The following is a 17,323-nucleotide window of genomic DNA, read 5'->3' on the forward strand; positions in this document are numbered from 1 at the left end:
TGTAAAAGAGCGACCAACGGAAGCTCCTTTTATGCCTTAAAAAATTACAAATATAAGGAGGAGTTGCAATGTACAGCTGGATTAGCTTCTTAAATTAATTATTTGGCAATTCGGTTCCGCATTCGTAACAATATTTGGCGTTGTCGAAATGGACTTGTGATTGACATTTACGGCATGTTTTTTTCGTGCCTACAAAACTGCCTTTCAGACTACTTTTTGCAAATTCGGCAGTTACAATTCCGGTTGGAACGGCGATGATTCCGTAACCTAAAATCATAACACAAGCGGCTATAAATTGGCCAAGAGGTGTTTGGGGTGAAATATCTCCGTAGCCTACTGTTGTTAAGGTGACTATTGTCCAGTAAATGCCCATTGGAATACTGGTGAAACCTGATTCTTTTCCTTCGACCAAGTACATTATGGTTCCAATTATTACGGTACTGATGAGTACAAAATAAATGAAAACCATAATTTTTTCTTTGCTGGCATGTATGGCTTCTTTTAGTTGCAGAGATTGATGGTTGATTTGCGGGATATGCAAAATCTTGAATAATCGAAGAAAACGCAATGCTCTTACAATTGATAAAATGCTCGCACCAGGGAAAAAGATGGACAAATACATGGGTAAAACGGCAAGTAAATCGATGATTCCGTAAAAGCTAAAAATGTATTTGACAGGTTTTTGAATTGAAATAATTCTCAGGACATATTCTATGGTGAAAAATACGGTAATTACCCATTCGCATATCAATAATTGATCGTGATATTTTGAGCTTATACCTTCAACGGTATCGAGCATTATTAAAAGTACGCTCAGTAAAATTAAACCTAGCAATACTAAATCGAACATTCTACCTAAGATGGTGTTAGTGCCATACAGGACGATTTTGACTTTTTCTCTAAAGATTTCGTATTGTGATTTTGCTTTTTTCATATCCTTAAAGATAATGAAAGTTTCGATTTGTTAAAATTGAAGTATTTTTAATGATTTGCTTTTTCGCATATAACTCTGAATAATATTCTTTACATCGCGATTGTGTTGCATTGGTACCAGAATATTTTTTAAAATATCAATATTCGTGATTTGATAATTGAGATCGTAATAAGCGTAGCCTTTGTAAATTCCGTCTTCGATCAAGATTGCGCTTCGTTCGTTTACATTTCTTCCTCTGTCTATCAGAACCATGCTTTTGTTCTCAAAACTGTTTTCTGAAATAAACTGCTGTACTCTTAGATTGTAAGTTTCGGGAGTGATTTCGCCAATACAAGCTCCATCACATTCTTTGATTTTGTACTGAAAGCACTCTTTTTGGGTTTGATATAAACCCGTGAGTTTTTGGCACAAATGGTATTTTGCCGTAATTTTAAAAAGCGCATTTTTTCCTTCCTGTAAAGAAGCGTAGGAAGTAATTTCTTTTTTGCGTCCGTCTGCTTTTTCCAGTTTTAGATTAATATAACCGTTAGCATCTTTTTCGGCATATAAGGCGAAAGGAAAAACACTTTTCTTTTGCGAACGATTGTATCTTGGGCGATTGATTTTTATTTCTTGACTTTCTTTTAGAAGTGCAATTAATTCGCTTCCAGTTTCGTCATAGGTAATGGTAAAAACTTCTGCTTGGATTCTTTTACTTTTGGTTGTAATTCCTGTAAAGTGCTGATTTACTCTTTTTTTAATATTTTGGCTTTTGCCAATGTAAATTAAAGTTCCATCTTCTTTATAAATATAATAAACCCCAGTTTTGGCTGGCATTTGGTTTAAAATATCTAAGAATTTCGGAGAAATCCCTTTTTCTACTTCGAGTTTTATGAAATCTTTTACGATAGTTTTCTCAGTGTCTTTTTCTAGAAGCATTTTGAAAAGCTTCGTGGTTGCCATGGCGTCTCCGCTGGCACGATGTCTGTCGGCCATTGGAATTCCGAGTGAACGAACTAGTTTTCCTAAACTGTAAGATGGTTGCTCTGGAATTAGTTTTTTAGCTAATTCTACTGTACAAAGAGTTTTGGCTTCAAAATCGTAACCTAAACGACGGAATTCTGTACGCAGAATTCTATAATCAAATGAAGCGTTGTGAGCTACAATAACGCAATCTTGAGTGATTTCTATAATTCGTTTAGCAACTTCATAGAATTTTGGAGCAGAACGCAACATAGCATTATTAATTCCAGTCAGTTTTACTACGAAAGGCTGAATCGGAATTTCAGGATTAACAAGGCTGATGAATTGATCAACTACTTCATGCCCATCAAATTTGTAGATAGCGATTTCGGTAATTCCCTCTTCATTAAATTGCCCTCCGGTTGTTTCTATGTCTAATATCGCGTACAAATTCAGTATTCAGTGTTCAGATTCGATTGAAATCGAAATTAGTGTTCAGTTTTTCTGTAAAGACACAAGTGCGTCTTTACGATTGTGGTTTGGAAAATTATCTTCCTCCAAAAATGCTGCTTCCAATGCGAACCATTGTACTTCCGCATTCTATTGCTAATTGATAATCTCCAGACATTCCCATTGAAATTGTAGAGACGCACTGCAGTGCGTCTTTACCATATCCCTCAATGCTTTTTAATGAATCAAAAATGGATTTTAAATGGGTAAATTCTTTTTTAATCTGGTTTTGGTCTTCTGTGAAGGTTGCCATTCCCATTAAACCTAAGATACGAATATTTTTTAACTCTTTAAACTCTGCAGAAGTTAAAAGTTCATTTAATTCGTTTTCGTCCAAACCAAATTTGGATTCTTCTTCGGCAATATAAATTTGAAGAAGACAATCTATTGTTCTATTGTTTTTTAAAGCTTGTTTGTTGATTTCCTGCAATAATTTCAAACTGTCAACGCCGTGAATCAAAGTGACATACGGCGCCATAAATTTAACTTTATTCGACTGAACATGACCAATCATATGCCACTGAATATCTTTTGGCATTTGTTCCCATTTTTCAGTCATTTCCTGAATTTTGTTTTCTCCAAAAATGCGCTGTCCAGCTTCATAAGCCTGCATCAAGTCTGAAACAGGTTTTGTTTTTGAAACGGCAACAAGAATTACATGTTCAGGTAAACTTGCTTTAATTGTATTTAAATTCGATTGAATCGACATGATATTTCTTTTTATAAAAACTGCTTCGAGATTTTCTCTGCTTTTTTGCTTTCGCTGTAATCGTAAAAACCTTCTCCAGATTTAACTCCCAGTTTTCCTGCTCTAACCATATTTACTAAAAGTGGGCAAGGAGCATATTTAGGATTTTTGAATCCGTCGTACATTACGTTTAGAATTGCAAGACAAACGTCAAGTCCAATAAAATCTGCTAATTGTAAAGGTCCCATTGGGTGTCCCATTCCTAATTTCATAACCGTGTCAATTTCGTAAACTCCAGCAACACCATTGTATAAAGTTTCAATTGCTTCGTTTAACATTGGCATTAAAATTCTGTTTGCTACGAAACCTGGGTAATCGTTTACTTCTACAGGAACTTTACCTAATTTTTCAGATAAATCCATGATGATTTTAGTCACTTCATCACTTGTGTTATAACCGCGGATGATTTCAACCAATTTCATAATCGGCACCGGATTCATAAAGTGCATTCCGATAACACGCTCAGGATGTGCTACAACAGCTCCAATTTGTGTAATAGAAATAGAAGATGTATTGGTTGCTAAAATCGTATTGTGTGAACAATATTCGTTTAATTGTTTGAAGATGTTCAGTTTTAATTCAACGTTTTCAGTTGCTGCTTCAACTACTAAATCAACACCAACAACTCCGTCTTTTAAGTCTGTATACGTAATGATGTTAGTAATAGTTTTAGCAACATCTTCTTGAGTGATGCTTCCTTTAGATAACATTCTGTCTAAGTTGGCAGCAATAGTTGCCATTCCTTTATCTAATGATTTTTCAGAAACATCAATTAATTTTACGGTAAATCCGCTTTGCGCAAAGGTATGAGCAATTCCGTTACCCATTGTTCCTGCTCCAATTACAGCTATTGTTTTCATTTTATGCTAGATATTTTTTTATGATTTAGCCACGAATTCACCAAATAATTCGTGAATTCGTGGCTATTTATTTTGATTTACTTTTTTAAAACTATTTATTGAAACAGTCAATAATCTGATAAGCTACGCGCAATGCATCAGTTGCCTGCTCAAGTGTTACAACTGGCGTTGTATCATTATTAATGGCATCTGCGAACGAATTTAACTCATCTAAAATGGCATTGTTTTGCTCTACATCTGGATTCGTGAAATAGATTTGTTTTTTCACGCCTTCAGCATTTTGAAGAATCATATCAAAATCTCCAGGAACTTCTGGCGCGTCTTTCATACGAACTACTTCACATTTTTTCTCTAAAAAGTCAACAGAAATATAAGCGTCTTTTTGAAAGAAACGTGATTTACGCATGTTTTTCAACGAAATTCTGCTTGCCGTTAAATTGGCAACACAGCCATTTTCGAATTCGATTCTAGCATTGGCAATATCTGGAGTATCACTAATTACCGATACACCACTTGCGTGAATGTCTTTTACTTTTGAGTTAACAACGCTCAAAATTGCGTCTATATCATGAATCATTAAATCTAAAACCACAGGAACGTCTGTACCACGCGGATTAAATTCTGCCAAACGATGTGTTTCTATAAACATCGGATTTTCGATCATGTTTTTTGTAGCAATAAAAGCGGGATTAAAACGCTCTACGTGACCAACTTGTCCTTTTACATTGTATTCTTTGGCTAAAGCTATAATTTCTTCAGCTTCTTCAACTGTATTGGCAATTGGTTTTTCAATAAAGATATGTTTTCCAGATTTTATCGCAACTTTTGCGCATTTATAGTGCGAAAGGGTTGGAGTTACAATATCAATCACGTCGACAGCGTGAATAAGTTTTGCAATTGTGCTGAAGTTTTTATAGCCAAACTCTTTTGAGATTTTTTCGGCATTTTCTTGATTTTCGTCGTAAAATCCAACTAATTCGTATTTGTCAGATTGTTGTAATAAGCGTAAATGTATTTTACCAAGATGACCAGCACCTAAAACTCCTACTTTTAACATGAGAATGTATTTTAAACAAAAATATAATTTATTTGTTTAACGTGAAAATGAATTTAGCGAATTGTGTGTCGTGAACTACGAATTGTAAATTATCATACATGGTTTTTGACTTTTGACTTTCGGCTGTATTAATTTATTATTTAAAAATCAATATTTGAAATCCTGTTTTGTTTCTTATTTTTGCGAAAATAAAACCTACCAATTTTGAAAGATACTGCCAAACATCAAGGACTTCGCAATCAGTTAGTAACGACTTTAGAACAAAAAGGAATTACTGATAGAGCGGTTTTGGATGCGATAAAAAAAATCCCGAGACACCTTTTTTTGAATTCAAGTTTTGAAGATTATGCTTATCAAGATAAGGCTTTTCCTATTGGAGCCGGGCAAACTATTTCGCAGCCATATACAGTTGCTTTTCAGTCACAGTTGTTAGAAGTAAAAAGAGATCACAAAATTCTGGAAATCGGTACTGGTTCGGGTTATCAGACTGCTGTTTTGTTTATGCTTGGAGCTAAAGTATATACGGTAGAGAGACAAAGTGAGTTGTTTAAAACGACATCTAATTTATTTCCGAAATTAAATATTCGTCCAAAACACGTTACTTTTGGAGATGGATATAAAGGATTGCCAAATTTTGCACCGTTTGACAGTATTATAGTGACAGCGGGAGCGCCTTTTATTCCACAACCATTAATGGCTCAGCTTAAAATAGGAGGAAGACTGGTTATTCCGTTGGGAGAAGATGTTCAGATTATGACTTTATTAATTAGGAAAAACGAAACTCAATTTGAAAAACATGAGTTTGGAGAATTTAGATTTGTTCCTCTATTAGAAGATAAAAATTAAAAAAGAAAAGCCCGTTTGAACGGGCTTTTTTATTGCGTAAGAATTGAAATATATCTTTCTAAGCTTTCTTTCTCTTTTTGGGCTATAAAGAGAAAAAAGTCTTCTTTGTCTTTTTTGGTTTGAGCAATTTCTAAAGACTGGTAATATTGCATTCGAGTTTCGTAATCACCTTTGATATTGGCTATTGGATAACCTTTTTGCATTAGTATTAAATTCATTATTAATCTTGAAGTTCTTCCATTTCCGTCAATAAAAGGATGAATTGTAACTAATTTTTCATGCATTTCAGCAGCAAGAATAATGGGATGTAATTTATTTTTATTGATTTCATACCAAGTAAAATATTCTTCCATTTCTTGTAGAACCATTAAAGGTTGAGGGGGCATGTGACTGCTTCCTTGAATCATAACTTGAACTTTTCTGTAACGTCCAGCATCTTCTGGAATTATGCCACGTAAGATTAAATTATGAATGGATAAAAGATCACGTTCATTTAATGAATTGTTTTTACTCATTAACTCTTTTATAAAGCCAATAGCTTCCTGATGATTAATGGCTTCAAGATGTTCGCGCATACTTTTTCCAGAAATTGTCAGACCCTCGTTGATAACCATATCCGTTTCACGAAGCGTCATGGTATTTCCTTCAATTCTATTGCTTTCAAAGGTGTATTCTAGTTCCAGAGCTTGTTTTATTTTAAAACTGTCGTACTGGCGATAAGAATCTAGTTTTTCTTTTAAAATATCAATTTCTCTTAGAATTTTCTCTAGTGAAGTAGATAATTTGAAATTAGAGACTGTTTTATTGTATCTAATTTCGTCTTCAGCAACTTTTAGCGCCTTTAAAGCAAGATCATCATCGCCAATTTCATAAAGTATCTTTTCTTTAAGCCAGGCAACCATTAAAGTCTCATAATCAATTTCTAAAAGTTGAGAAAGTTTAATTATTTGATCTTTGGTAGGTTTTCGTGTTCCAGATTCAAATTTACTGATCAATGCTTGATCAATTCCAGCAAGCTGCGCCAATTCCCGCGTTTTTAAACCTTTCTGTTCTCTCGCATTTTTTAATAATGATTTCATTTTAATGAAAGTTTTGGTCTTGACAAATTTAGTCAATTTTTAAATCAAAAGAAAAGCGATATTTTAATATCGCTTTTTCTGTATTGTTATTTTGGAGGCAAAGAACCGTCTTTTCTCATTTCTTTGACAACTGCTTGCATTATCGCATCGACTGTTTGTCCCAAATCTGTAACATATTGCGACTCTGTAGTTCCTGTCCAGATTAATTTATTTTGTTTTAATGAAAAGACATTGGTTTCTACCATATAAGAAGTGGTTTCCTGATAGTAGCCTGGATCGTAGAAGTTTGGAGAGTACATTCCGTACCAGTTTCCAAAACCATACCCATACATGCCTGTGTACATTCCGTCAAAACCTCCGTAATACATTCCGGTATAAGTGCCCGGTACATAATTAACTTCTTTTTCTTTGCTGACCAAACGCATACTAATTACGCCATCAAAATTTTCGTCTTGTAAAACCTTTAGTTTTTGTTCTTGTGTTAATTGAGAAGTTGCGTTTAGATATTGATATGAAGTTTTGAAAATCGGATTACCTGCTGCAATTCTATTTTCAGTAATTCGTCTCGAAGCTTCGTCTTTGACTAAAGCTACAACCAAAACTTTTTTAAATTGTTCCTGAGTGATTGTTACATCAGGATCTCTCCAGCTGTTTACAATAGAAGTATTACTGCCACAACTTGAAAACGCCGCAATAGCGAAAAACAAAACGAAGTACTTTTTCATATTTTACAGTTAAATTATTTTGTAATAAAAATAACGATAAAATATTATAAATGCATCATTCAGAGAAAATTAAATTTGGTTTTAATTGTACGCTTTTTTAATGCGATCCAAATCACGTTTGGTATCTTGTTCTTTTAGGGATTCACGCTTGTCATAATTCTTTTTTCCTTTGCACAATCCGATTTGCAGTTTGGCTAAACCTTTTTCGTTTGTAAACAATTTTAGAGGAATAATAGTTAGGCCTTTTGCCTGAACACTTTTATGAAGTGTTTTTAACTCTTTTTTATTTAAAAGTAATTTTCTTTCACTTCTAGATTTATGGTTGAATTGGTTTCCAAAAGAATACTCTTCAATATAAGTATTAATGGCAAAAAGTTCCATGCCACTAAATTCACAGAAGCTTTCGGTAATATTTGCTTTTCCTAAACGGATAGATTTAATCTCTGTTCCTGCCAAAACAATTCCAGCAGTATAAGTATCGATTATTTCGTAATCGAATCGGGCTCTTTTGTTAAGTATATTGACTGATTTTATCATGGTTGCAAATGTAACGAAAATTGAAAAAATGTAGCAGTTAAAATTAATTAAAGATTTTTTTTTAATCCATGATTTAAATCATCCTTAAGGAAAAAGCTTACTCATAAGTTTGTCCTGTAATTAAAAAAAAAACGAAATAAAATGAAAAAGATTGTAACATTAGTGAGTATGGTATTAATCGGTTTAATTGCTAAAGCTCAGGACTCTTCTCAAGGATTAAAAGGAGCTTGGTTTGCAACTTCTCAGTTTGGTTATCAGCAGACTAAAACTGGAGATGTAAAAGGAACTAATCTATCGGTGCTTCCAATTGTAGGAACATTTATTACGCCATCTGTAGCAGTAGGTGCGGGAATAGGTTATATTAACATAAAATCAGAAGGTTATGATAAAGTTAGTCCCGATCTTAAAACATTAGGGAATACAGACCTAATTGTAATTCAGCCATTGGCTAGAAAATACTGGAATGTAGCAGGTTCTTTATACTTTTTCGGACAAGCAGCGATACCAGTTATCACTGGAAAAGAAAAAGAAAGCAACTTAAAAGTAAACCAAGTTGGGGTTTCTGTGTCAGGAGGTTTTGATTATTTTGTAACTAAGAATTTCTCAGTAGAGTTTTCTTATGATTTAGTAAACTTTACTTCTACAACTCTTAAACCAGAGAATGGAGAAAAAACAACTGTTACTAATTTTGGATTAGCTCATGTAGCTAATGTTGATTCTTATTACAACACAGCATTAGGCGGAAGTGCTCCAAACTTAACAACCCCGATTTCTGTTGGATTTAAATTCATATTCTAATTTATTCTTTATTTGATTAATGTAAAATTCTATTTAGTAATTTTGCGAAAAAAGAAGACCGTACTTTTTTGAAGTACGGTCTTTTTGATAGTATTTAAAAAGTATAAAATGCAAAATCAATCCAAAGATCCATTACACGGAATTACACTTCAAAAAATTGTCGAAACTTTAGTAGATTATTATGGCTTTGATACTTTAGGTGAATTAATTCCTGTAAAGTGTTTTAACTCAAACCCAAGTGTGAAATCAAGTCTTACTTTTTTAAGAAAAACAGATTGGGCTCGCAAGAAAGTAGAAGAACTTTATATAAAAACGCTTCCTAAATTAAGCTGATTTTATAATTTATACGAAATCATAACCCCGCCACGATACGGAAGCCATTCGCCACTTTTATTCCAATTAGCTGCGGTTTCATATCTTCCAGGTGTACCATCAATGTAATATCCGTGATAAAATCCTTGGTGCCATCCACCTCCTACAAAAAAGTCAAGTAAAAATTTATCGTTTAGTTTTAGATTATAACCGACTGTAGCACCAATTCTATAGCCAAATCCGTCTTCATATTTATTGGTGTTCCAGTAATTCCATTTTTGTATTTCATATTTATCTGCCCCCACATGTCCTCCGACATAAAAACCATTGTATTTTTCTTTGAAATGGTAACGAATTTCAGGTGTAATAGTGATAAATTTCATTGGGTCATTGCCATTAAAGGATTCCCAAAAGGAAGCCATTACATCGGCACTGAATGTGGTTTTTTCTCCAATACTGGTTTCAATACCAATATTTGGGATTAACAGCAATGCGGTTGCTCCATTAAATTTTACAAACGTTTGACTTTGCATTTGCACACAAAATAGAAGAACAAGAAGGGCGGGTACTTTTTTCATAAGGACTTTTTGGAATTCAAAACAACTTTTTTTGCTGATTTTGAGCGCAAATATAGCGTATAACGGGAGATAAGTATTATTTATAAGATTATTTTAACAAGAATAAAAATCTACTTTTCTAGTAATGAGTAAATTACCTTGTCTATAAATTTTCCATCCCAAAATTCTACTTCTCTTAAATGCGCTTCTTTAACAAATCCGCACTTTTGTAATACTTTTTCAGAGGCATAGTTTTCGGGATCAATTACGGCTTCTATCGAATGGAGTTTTAAGTCTTCAAAACCAAAGGCAATTAATCGTTTTACTGCTTCTGGTATAATTCCTTTTCCATGATGATCAGGTGAAAGAATATAGCCTACTTCAGCTCGGTAGTTTTCGGGTTGCATTCTGTAATACCCAATAATTCCAATTAATTTAGAATCATTTTTAAATCGGACTCCCCAGTTTATCCCTTCATTAGTATCAATCTTTTCATCAATCGTTCTAATAAGTTCCAAGGCGTCCTCGTGGTTTTTTGCCAGGGGTCTCGGAATATATTTCATATTTTCAGGATTAGAACGCAAGTCAAAAACTTCTTGTACATCTTTATCTGTTAGCCTATCTAAAATTAAGCGTTCTGTTTCTATTATTGGAAAAGGAGTAAAATTGAAATCTAACATTTTGTTGTTTTTATAATATTGTGATACTAAATTTTGCGCTGAAATCTTTGTTTTCATCCAGAATCAAAATTCCTTCTTTTTTGTATAAATCGCCTGTGTTTTCATCAGTATCAGAATAACCTAGCCAAGGTTCGATACAGATAAAAGGTGCATTTTCTTTTGTCCAGATTCCTAAACTTGGAAAGTCATTATAGCTTACTTTTACATATGGTTTTGAATTGTTAAGAATAGTCAATGATTTGGATTCTAATGTTTTAAATATTAAAGCATCATTTTTGAAAAGCTCATAATTTAAAGGAACTAAATTGTTTTTTGTTTCTAAAACTTTAGTCTTAGAAGAAATCAAATCGTTTTCAAGAAGATAATACTTTAAATTTTCTTCTTTTTCGAATTGAAAAGCATAATCTTCAAAATTGTCCGGAAGTGCGATTGCTGGATGTGCTCCAATTGAAAAAGGCATTTTTTCTTTTCCGTTATTTATTACTTTATATTCAAGTTCTAGTGCGTCTTCATTAAGCGTATAAATAAGCTGTAATTCAAATTCAAAAGGATATTTCTGCAATGTTTCTTCAGAAGATTTAAGAGAGAAGATGGCTTTGTTCTCCATTTTTTCAATCAATTCAAAATCCATGTCACGAGCAAAACCATGACGTGGAAGATGATATTCTTTTTCATTGATTGTGTAAGTGTTGTTTTTTAAAGTTCCTACAATTGGAAAAAGTACAGGAGAATGCTTGCCCCAAAAAGCTGGATTGCCTTCCCATATATATTCGTTGTTTTGATTGTCTTTTATAGAAAATAATTCGGCTCCAGCATGTTTAATAGAAGCTTTTAATATAGAATTTGAAATAGTTGTAGTCACAATGTTGAGTCTAAAATGAATATTCTTTTGATAGATGTAAATATATTTTATAAAATTTAGTTTTTTAAGAAAATGGCTTAAATTATTTTATTGATAAAATTATGCTAAAATTAAATTTATGTTTTGAAATTTCTCTGTAAATAGCTTTTTTTTTCATTAATTTGCTACATAAACAGCTAAAAAATATGAAAAAGCAATCTGCAAAAGCCATTTTAACCGCGGCTTTATTTTTTGGGATTTCTTCAGTTTGGGCGCAGCAAACTCCTTCAGCACCAACAGCAAATCCAGTAAACAATTACAATTATCATGATGCCTTTGGTCCTCATTTTTACACTAAAAATGCTACGTCAACTCGTGCTGCGAGCGGCGAGCCAGGAGTAGAATATTGGCAGAATAGAGCCGATTATCAGATTACGGCAAAATTAAACGGAACTACAAACGAGATTGTAGGGACAGATGAAATTACATATACTAATAATAGCCCTAATAAATTAGGATTTCTTTGGCTGAATTTAGATCAGAACTTATTTAAAGAAGATTCTAGAGGAAATGCTGTTGTGCCTTTAACAGGAAGCCGTAACGGAGCTCAAGGACAAGTTTTTGATGGTGGAAATAAAATTAAATCGGTTAAAGTAATTTCTGGAGGAAAAAACAAAACTGAAGTCGATGCTAAATATATAGTTACAGATACCAGAATGCAGATTTTCCTTCCTCAGGAATTGGCAGCAAAAGGAGGTTCTGTAAAGGTTAAAATCGAATTCTCTTTCATCTCGCCTTTTGAGGGGTCGGATAGAATGGGAGTTTTAGAAACTAAAAATGGAAAAATCTTTACAATTGCTCAGTGGTACCCACGCATGTGTGTGTATGATGATGTAAGAGGATGGAATACAGCTCCTTATTTAGGTGCATCTGAGTTCTACTTAGAATATGGTGATTTTGATGTAAAATTAACTGTACCAGGAAATCACTTTGTAGTAGCTTCTGGTGAATTATTAAATGGCCAAGAAGTGCTTTCTGCAGATCATTTCAAAAAATATAAAGATGCCGCAAACAGTGATAAAACGGTAACAATTCGTTCGGAGCAAGAAGTAAATTCAGCTTCAAATGCAAATGCAGGAACAGAAAAAACATGGCATTATAAAATCAAAAATGCGCGTGATTTCTCATGGGCATCATCTCCAGCTTTCATTTTAGATGGAGCAAAAATTAACCTTCCAAGTGGTAAAAAATCATTAGCATTATCTGCTTATCCTGTTGAAAGTGCAGGACAAGGTGCTTACGGGCGTTCTACAGAATATGTAAAAGCATCAATCGAACATTATTCAAAACAATGGTTTGAATATCCTTATCCAGCAGCTACAAACGTAGCCGGAAATGAGGGAGGAATGGAATATCCTGGAATTGTTTTCTGCGGATGGAAATCTAAAGGACAAGATCTTTGGGGTGTAACAGATCACGAATTTGGTCATATTTGGTTCCCAATGATTGTGGGTTCAAACGAAAGACTATTTGCTTGGATGGATGAAGGATTTAATACTTTTATTAATTCATTAAGTACTGCTGCATTTAACAATGGTGAGTATAAAGAAGAGCCGACAAATTTGCATGATATGGCAGAACCGTTTACTAGACCTGATTTAGAAACTATTATGAGCTCTCCTGATAATATGAAAGAGGCTAATATCGGTATGTTATGCTACTTTAAGCCAAGTGCAGGTTTAGTGATTTTAAGAGAGCAGATTTTAGGAAAAGAGCGTTTTGATACTGCTTTTAGAACTTATATTGAGCGTTGGGCATACAAACACCCGCAGCCTGATGATTTCTTTAGATCAATGGAAAATGTGGCAGGAGAAGACTTAAGCTGGTTTTGGAGAAGCTGGTACGTAAACAACTGGCGTTTCGATCAAGGCGTTAATTCTGTAAAATATGTAAAAAATGATCCAGCTAAAGGTGCTGTAATTACAGTTGAGAATTTTGATAAAATGCCAATGCCAATTGTTTTAGATGTGAAAACAAAAAGCGGAAAAGTGACTAGAGTTAATCTTCCAGTAGAAATCTGGCAAAGAAACACTTCTTGGTCTTTCAAACACAATTCTACTGAAGAAATTGAAAGTATTACTTTAGATCCAGATAATGCTTTTCCAGATAATAATACGTCTAATAATGTTTGGACAGCAGGAAAGGGAAAAATAGAAAAAGATATTATTTTAGATCCTTTTGTTGGTAGCTATGTTACGTCAAAATCGCCTTTGACAATTGAATTGACCGAGAAAAATAGTGTTTTAAATGCAGAACTTCCAAACTATCCTAAATTTGCTTTGAAGCCTGTTGAAAACGAAAAAGATACTTTTGAATCATCAAGAGCTGGTTTAAAAATTAAATTTAATGATGCTAAAAACGGTTTCGATTTGATACTTTTAGGAAATGGTCAAGTAATACCTTTTACTAGAAAATAATAGAATTAAAGCAAAAAAAACGTAAAGCCCGATGGTTATCTTAACTATCGGGCTTTCTTTTGTTTTTAAGTTTCAAGTTTATTCTGTTTAATTTTTGAAAATTAAAAACTCAGAACCTCAGTAACTTAGAATCTTAGTAACTTCTAAAGATAACAAAACGCAAAAAAAATGTTAGAATTTTATTTTTTTGTTTTGTGAATAAAAAAATAATGTACTTTTGCACCGATGAATAAAATAAGTTTATATATAACTTCTTTGTCACGGACAAACTCACCGATTACTTCTCCCGAAGTACGGACACTATCTCTATAGTGTTCACTGAGTTTTATAGCCGTATATTTATTCATACCCATTTTTCATTTTGAAATCATATAATTTGTCCATTGGACAAACATATCCTAAAAGTATTTATTATTTTGTGAATTTTCTTGATCAAGTTTTTGATTTTGAGAATGTTACTTCTATTTTGCTTAATTTTATTGGATTCAATTCTGGATTTCAAACGAATCAATATGCTTTAATTTTTAACTCTAACTTCAATAATTGAAATGAAGATCTCTATTGTTGTTACCCAGGAAGAACACTTCAAATACGCACAAGAAATCTGCGATACGATAGAATCATCTGCCTTATTAAGAGGCACGGGGATTGCTAAAAGAACTCCTGAGTACATTCAGAAAAAAATGGCAAACGGTGATGCAATGATTGCTTTGGCTGACGGAAAGTTTGCAGGTTTTTGTTACATAGAAAGCTGGCAGCACGGAAAGTTTGTTGCGCATTCTGGGTTAATTGTACATCCAGATTATAGAAGTCATGGTTTGGCCAAAAAGATAAAATCGAAGGTTTTTGAGTATTCTTTGAAAAGATTTCCAGACGCTAAAATATTTGGAATTACGACTGGTTTGGCGGTAATGAAAATTAACTCTGAATTAGGTTATAAACCAGTTCCGTTTTCAGAATTGACAACTGATCCAAGTTTCTGGGCAGGCTGCAAAACGTGTACAAACTATCCTATTCTGCAAAGCAAAGAAAACAAAATGTGCCTTTGCACAGGAATGTTGTACGACCCAAAAGAAAAACAAAAAACACCGCCAAGACATCCTTTTAATGAGGCTGTTTTAAATAGACTTAGAAAAATAAAACAAGCTTTATTCTTAAATAAAATCTTGTCATTGTTTGTTTAAGTCAAATGAATTAGAAAAAATCTCAAACTGCTACATACGAAAGTATTAGCCAAAATTATAAAAAATGAAAAAAGTAGTATTAGCTTATAGCGGAGGATTAGATACCTCGTATTGTTTGAAATATTTAAAAAATGAAAAAGGATACGAAGTTCATACTGTTCTTGTTGACACAGGAGGATTTTCTGCTGAAGAATTAACAGCTATTGAAAAAAGAGCTTATGAGTTAGGAAGTGCACAACACGCCAACTTAACAATTTTAGATAAATATTACGATAAAGCTATCAAATACTTGATTTTCGGAAACGTATTAAAAAACAATACTTATCCATTATCAGTAAGTGCTGAACGTGTTTTTCAGGCAATTGAAGCTATAAAATATGCGAAAAAAGTAGGAGCTACTGCTATTGCTCACGGAAGTACAGGTGCAGGAAACGACCAAATCCGTTTCGATTTGATTTTCCAAACTATCGCTCCGGAAATCGAAATTATTACTCCAATTAGAGATTTAAAACTTTCAAGACAGGAAGAAGTAGATTATTTGGCTCAAAACGGAGTTCACTATTCTTGGGAAAAAGCACAATATTCTATTAATAAAGGACTTTGGGGAACCAGCGTTGGAGGAAAAGAAACATTGACTTCAAGCCAACCATTGCCAAGTGAAGCGTATCCTTCGCAATTGCAAAAAGAAGGTGAAGAAAAAGTAACACTTCATTTTGAACAAGGAGAATTAGTTGGTTTAAACGGAAAAACAGATAAACCTTCAAATAATATTGTGGCTCTAGAAAAACTGGCAAGTGCTTACGCAATTGGTAGAGATATTCACGTCGGAGATACGATTATTGGAATTAAAGGAAGAGTTGGTTTTGAAGCTGCTGCTCCATTAATTATTATCAAAGCGCACCATTTATTAGAGAAACATACTCTTGGAAAATGGCAGCAATATTGGAAAGAGCAATTAGGAAACTGGTACGGAATGTTATTCCACGAAGGTCAGTTCTTGGATCCAGTTATGAGAAATATTGAAACTTTCTTGCAAGACACACAAAAAACAGTAAACGGAACGGTAACAGTTTCATTAAAACCATATCATTTCTCACTTGACGGAATCGAATCTGAAAATGATTTGATGAACACAGGTTTCGGTCAGTACGGAGAAATGAATAATGCTTGGACATCTGACGATGCAAAAGGATTTATCAAGATTTTAGGAAATGCACAAAACATATTCTCATCTGTAAACAAATTAGATCATGATTAATGTCGGAATTATTGGTGGTTCGGGCTACACAGCCGGAGAACTCATCAGAATTTTAATGTATCATCCAAAAGTAAACATCGATTTTGTTTACAGTACAACAAACGCCGGGAAACCACTTTCTGTGGCACACCACGATTTGATGGGGGATATTGAAATGAATTTCACAGCTGAAATCAATCCAAATGTGAATGTTGTTTTCTTGTGTTTAGGTCACGGAAAATCAATTTCATTTTTGAAAGAAAATCAGTTTGCGAGTCATACTAAAATCATCGATTTAGGAAATGATTTCAGATTGAACAAAGATGCTCATTTCGAAGGAAAAGATTTTGTTTACGGTTTGCCTGAAATCAATAAAGCCGAAATAAAAAAGACAAATTATATTGCCAATCCAGGTTGTTTTGCAACTGCTATTCAATTGGCATTATTGCCTTTAGCAAAACATAATTTGCTGAATAATGATGTTCATATTAATGCAACAACTGGAAGTACAGGAGCAGGAGTGAGTCTTTCAGAAACTTCTCATTTCAGTTGGAGAAACAATAATATGTCACATTACAAAGCTTTTGAACACCAGCACTTAGGTGAGATTTCAGAAAGTCTGGTTCAGTTGCAGGAAGATTTTGACAGCGAATTGCTTTTTATTCCGAACAGAGGAGATTTTCCAAGAGGAATTTTTGCAACGCTTTATACATTATGTGATGATAGTTTGGAGCAATTGGTTGCGAAATATGAAGAGTTCTATAAAAACGAACCTTTCGTAACTGTTACCACAACCAACATCAACATGAAACAAGTGGTGCAAACGAATAAATGTATTATTAGTTTATTGAAAAAAGGAAACCGGGTTCTCATAACATCAATTATCGATAACTTAACCAAAGGTGCTTCTGGACAAGCGATTCAAAACATGAATTTAATGTTCGGATTAGAAGAAACCACAGGTTTACATTTGAAACCAAGCGGATTTTAGAAAAAATT

The 17,323-nt window shown here is 33.5% G+C and carries 19 protein-coding genes; 7 read left to right on the forward strand and 12 right to left on the reverse strand.

The features are described from left to right. Positions 1–94 precede the first annotated feature (94 nt). The 5 genes from DM397_RS06995 to DM397_RS07015 form a co-directional block, all read right to left on the reverse strand. Positions 95–934, reverse strand: coding sequence for an ion transporter (locus DM397_RS06995; RefSeq protein ID WP_111376849.1), 840 nt, complete (start codon positions 932–934; stop codon positions 95–97). A gap of 30 nt (positions 935–964) precedes the next feature. Continuing rightward, positions 965–2,326, reverse strand: a complete 1,362-nt coding sequence (locus tag DM397_RS07000; protein ID WP_111376850.1) for an exonuclease domain-containing protein — start codon at positions 2,324–2,326, stop codon at positions 965–967. 97 nt (positions 2,327–2,423) lie between these two features. After that, the gene (locus DM397_RS07005) at positions 2,424–3,095 is read right to left on the reverse strand and encodes a YggS family pyridoxal phosphate-dependent enzyme (RefSeq protein ID WP_111376851.1); all 672 of its coding nucleotides are present in this window, start codon (positions 3,093–3,095) and stop codon (positions 2,424–2,426) included. Positions 3,096–3,106: 11 nt separating this feature from the next. Then, positions 3,107–3,994 carry a 3-hydroxyacyl-CoA dehydrogenase family protein gene (locus DM397_RS07010; protein WP_111376852.1) on the reverse strand — a complete coding sequence of 296 codons (888 nt, stop codon included), beginning with the start codon at positions 3,992–3,994 and terminating at the stop codon, positions 3,107–3,109. A gap of 91 nt (positions 3,995–4,085) precedes the next feature. Beyond that, a complete protein-coding gene (locus DM397_RS07015) occupies positions 4,086–5,051 on the reverse strand; it encodes a Gfo/Idh/MocA family protein (protein ID WP_111376853.1) in 966 nt (321 codons plus the stop codon). A gap of 204 nt (positions 5,052–5,255) precedes the next feature. On the opposite strand from DM397_RS07015, the gene DM397_RS07020 reads away from it, so the two are divergent. Beyond that, positions 5,256–5,897 carry a protein-L-isoaspartate(D-aspartate) O-methyltransferase gene (locus DM397_RS07020; protein WP_111376854.1) on the forward strand — a complete coding sequence of 214 codons (642 nt, stop codon included), beginning with the start codon at positions 5,256–5,258 and terminating at the stop codon, positions 5,895–5,897. Positions 5,898–5,926: 29 nt separating this feature from the next. Here DM397_RS07020 and DM397_RS07025 read toward each other — a convergent pair whose 3' ends face one another. From DM397_RS07025 to smpB, 3 genes are all read right to left on the reverse strand, one after another. Beyond that, positions 5,927–6,976: a Fic family protein gene (locus DM397_RS07025; protein ID WP_111376855.1), complete on the reverse strand. Its 1,050-nt coding sequence runs from the start codon at positions 6,974–6,976 to the stop codon at positions 5,927–5,929. 86 nt (positions 6,977–7,062) lie between these two features. Then, on the reverse strand, positions 7,063–7,701 hold the full coding sequence (locus DM397_RS07030) for a hypothetical protein (protein ID WP_111376856.1): 639 nt from the start codon (positions 7,699–7,701) through the stop codon (positions 7,063–7,065). 81 nt (positions 7,702–7,782) lie between these two features. Beyond that, positions 7,783–8,238 carry an SsrA-binding protein SmpB gene (gene smpB, locus DM397_RS07035; RefSeq protein ID WP_095927676.1) on the reverse strand — a complete coding sequence of 152 codons (456 nt, stop codon included), beginning with the start codon at positions 8,236–8,238 and terminating at the stop codon, positions 7,783–7,785. Positions 8,239–8,379: 141 nt separating this feature from the next. Here smpB and DM397_RS07040 point away from each other — a divergent pair, with 141 nt between their 5' ends. Next, complete coding sequence (locus tag DM397_RS07040; protein ID WP_111376857.1) at positions 8,380–9,036, forward strand: outer membrane beta-barrel protein; 657 nt, start codon at positions 8,380–8,382, stop codon at positions 9,034–9,036. A gap of 108 nt (positions 9,037–9,144) precedes the next feature. Further along, positions 9,145–9,369: a VF530 family protein gene (locus DM397_RS07045; protein WP_111376858.1), complete on the forward strand. Its 225-nt coding sequence runs from the start codon at positions 9,145–9,147 to the stop codon at positions 9,367–9,369. A 2-nt stretch (positions 9,370–9,371) separates the two neighbouring features. On the opposite strand, the gene DM397_RS07050 is transcribed toward DM397_RS07045, so the two are convergent. The 3 genes from DM397_RS07050 to DM397_RS07060 all read right to left on the reverse strand — a co-directional run bounded on the left by DM397_RS07050 (position 9,372) and on the right by DM397_RS07060 (position 11,447). Beyond that, the gene (locus DM397_RS07050) at positions 9,372–9,926 is read right to left on the reverse strand and encodes a DUF3575 domain-containing protein (protein WP_111376859.1); all 555 of its coding nucleotides are present in this window, start codon (positions 9,924–9,926) and stop codon (positions 9,372–9,374) included. Between the two features lie 110 nt (positions 9,927–10,036). Then, positions 10,037–10,585 carry a GNAT family N-acetyltransferase gene (locus DM397_RS07055; RefSeq protein ID WP_111376950.1) on the reverse strand — a complete coding sequence of 183 codons (549 nt, stop codon included), beginning with the start codon at positions 10,583–10,585 and terminating at the stop codon, positions 10,037–10,039. Between the two features lie 10 nt (positions 10,586–10,595). Next, positions 10,596–11,447: an aldose 1-epimerase family protein gene (locus tag DM397_RS07060; protein WP_111376860.1), complete on the reverse strand. Its 852-nt coding sequence runs from the start codon at positions 11,445–11,447 to the stop codon at positions 10,596–10,598. Between the two features lie 185 nt (positions 11,448–11,632). Here DM397_RS07060 and DM397_RS07065 point away from each other — a divergent pair, with 185 nt between their 5' ends. Then, positions 11,633–13,903 (forward strand): M1 family metallopeptidase, encoded by a 2,271-nt coding sequence (locus tag DM397_RS07065; protein WP_111376861.1) that lies wholly within the window; start codon positions 11,633–11,635, stop codon positions 13,901–13,903. 179 nt (positions 13,904–14,082) lie between these two features. Here the strand turns inward: DM397_RS07065 and DM397_RS23790 are convergent, their stop codons facing one another. Next, complete coding sequence (locus tag DM397_RS23790) at positions 14,083–14,250, reverse strand: hypothetical protein (RefSeq protein ID WP_162615472.1); 168 nt, start codon at positions 14,248–14,250, stop codon at positions 14,083–14,085. Positions 14,251–14,451: 201 nt separating this feature from the next. Between DM397_RS23790 and DM397_RS07070 the strand changes: the two genes are divergently transcribed. From DM397_RS07070 to argC, 3 genes are all read left to right on the forward strand, one after another. After that, the gene (locus DM397_RS07070) at positions 14,452–15,087 is read left to right on the forward strand and encodes a GNAT family N-acetyltransferase (protein WP_111376862.1); all 636 of its coding nucleotides are present in this window, start codon (positions 14,452–14,454) and stop codon (positions 15,085–15,087) included. A 64-nt stretch (positions 15,088–15,151) separates the two neighbouring features. Next, on the forward strand, positions 15,152–16,345 hold the full coding sequence (locus DM397_RS07075; RefSeq protein WP_073409232.1) for an argininosuccinate synthase: 1,194 nt from the start codon (positions 15,152–15,154) through the stop codon (positions 16,343–16,345). Then, the gene (gene argC, locus DM397_RS07080) at positions 16,338–17,315 is read left to right on the forward strand and encodes an N-acetyl-gamma-glutamyl-phosphate reductase (RefSeq protein ID WP_111376863.1); all 978 of its coding nucleotides are present in this window, start codon (positions 16,338–16,340) and stop codon (positions 17,313–17,315) included. Before DM397_RS07075 ends, argC begins: the two co-directional genes overlap by 8 nt. Positions 17,316–17,323 lie beyond the last annotated feature (8 nt).

Source organism: Flavobacterium nitrogenifigens (assembly GCF_003254565.1).
Taxonomy (GTDB): Bacteria; Bacteroidota; Bacteroidia; order Flavobacteriales; family Flavobacteriaceae; genus Flavobacterium; species Flavobacterium nitrogenifigens.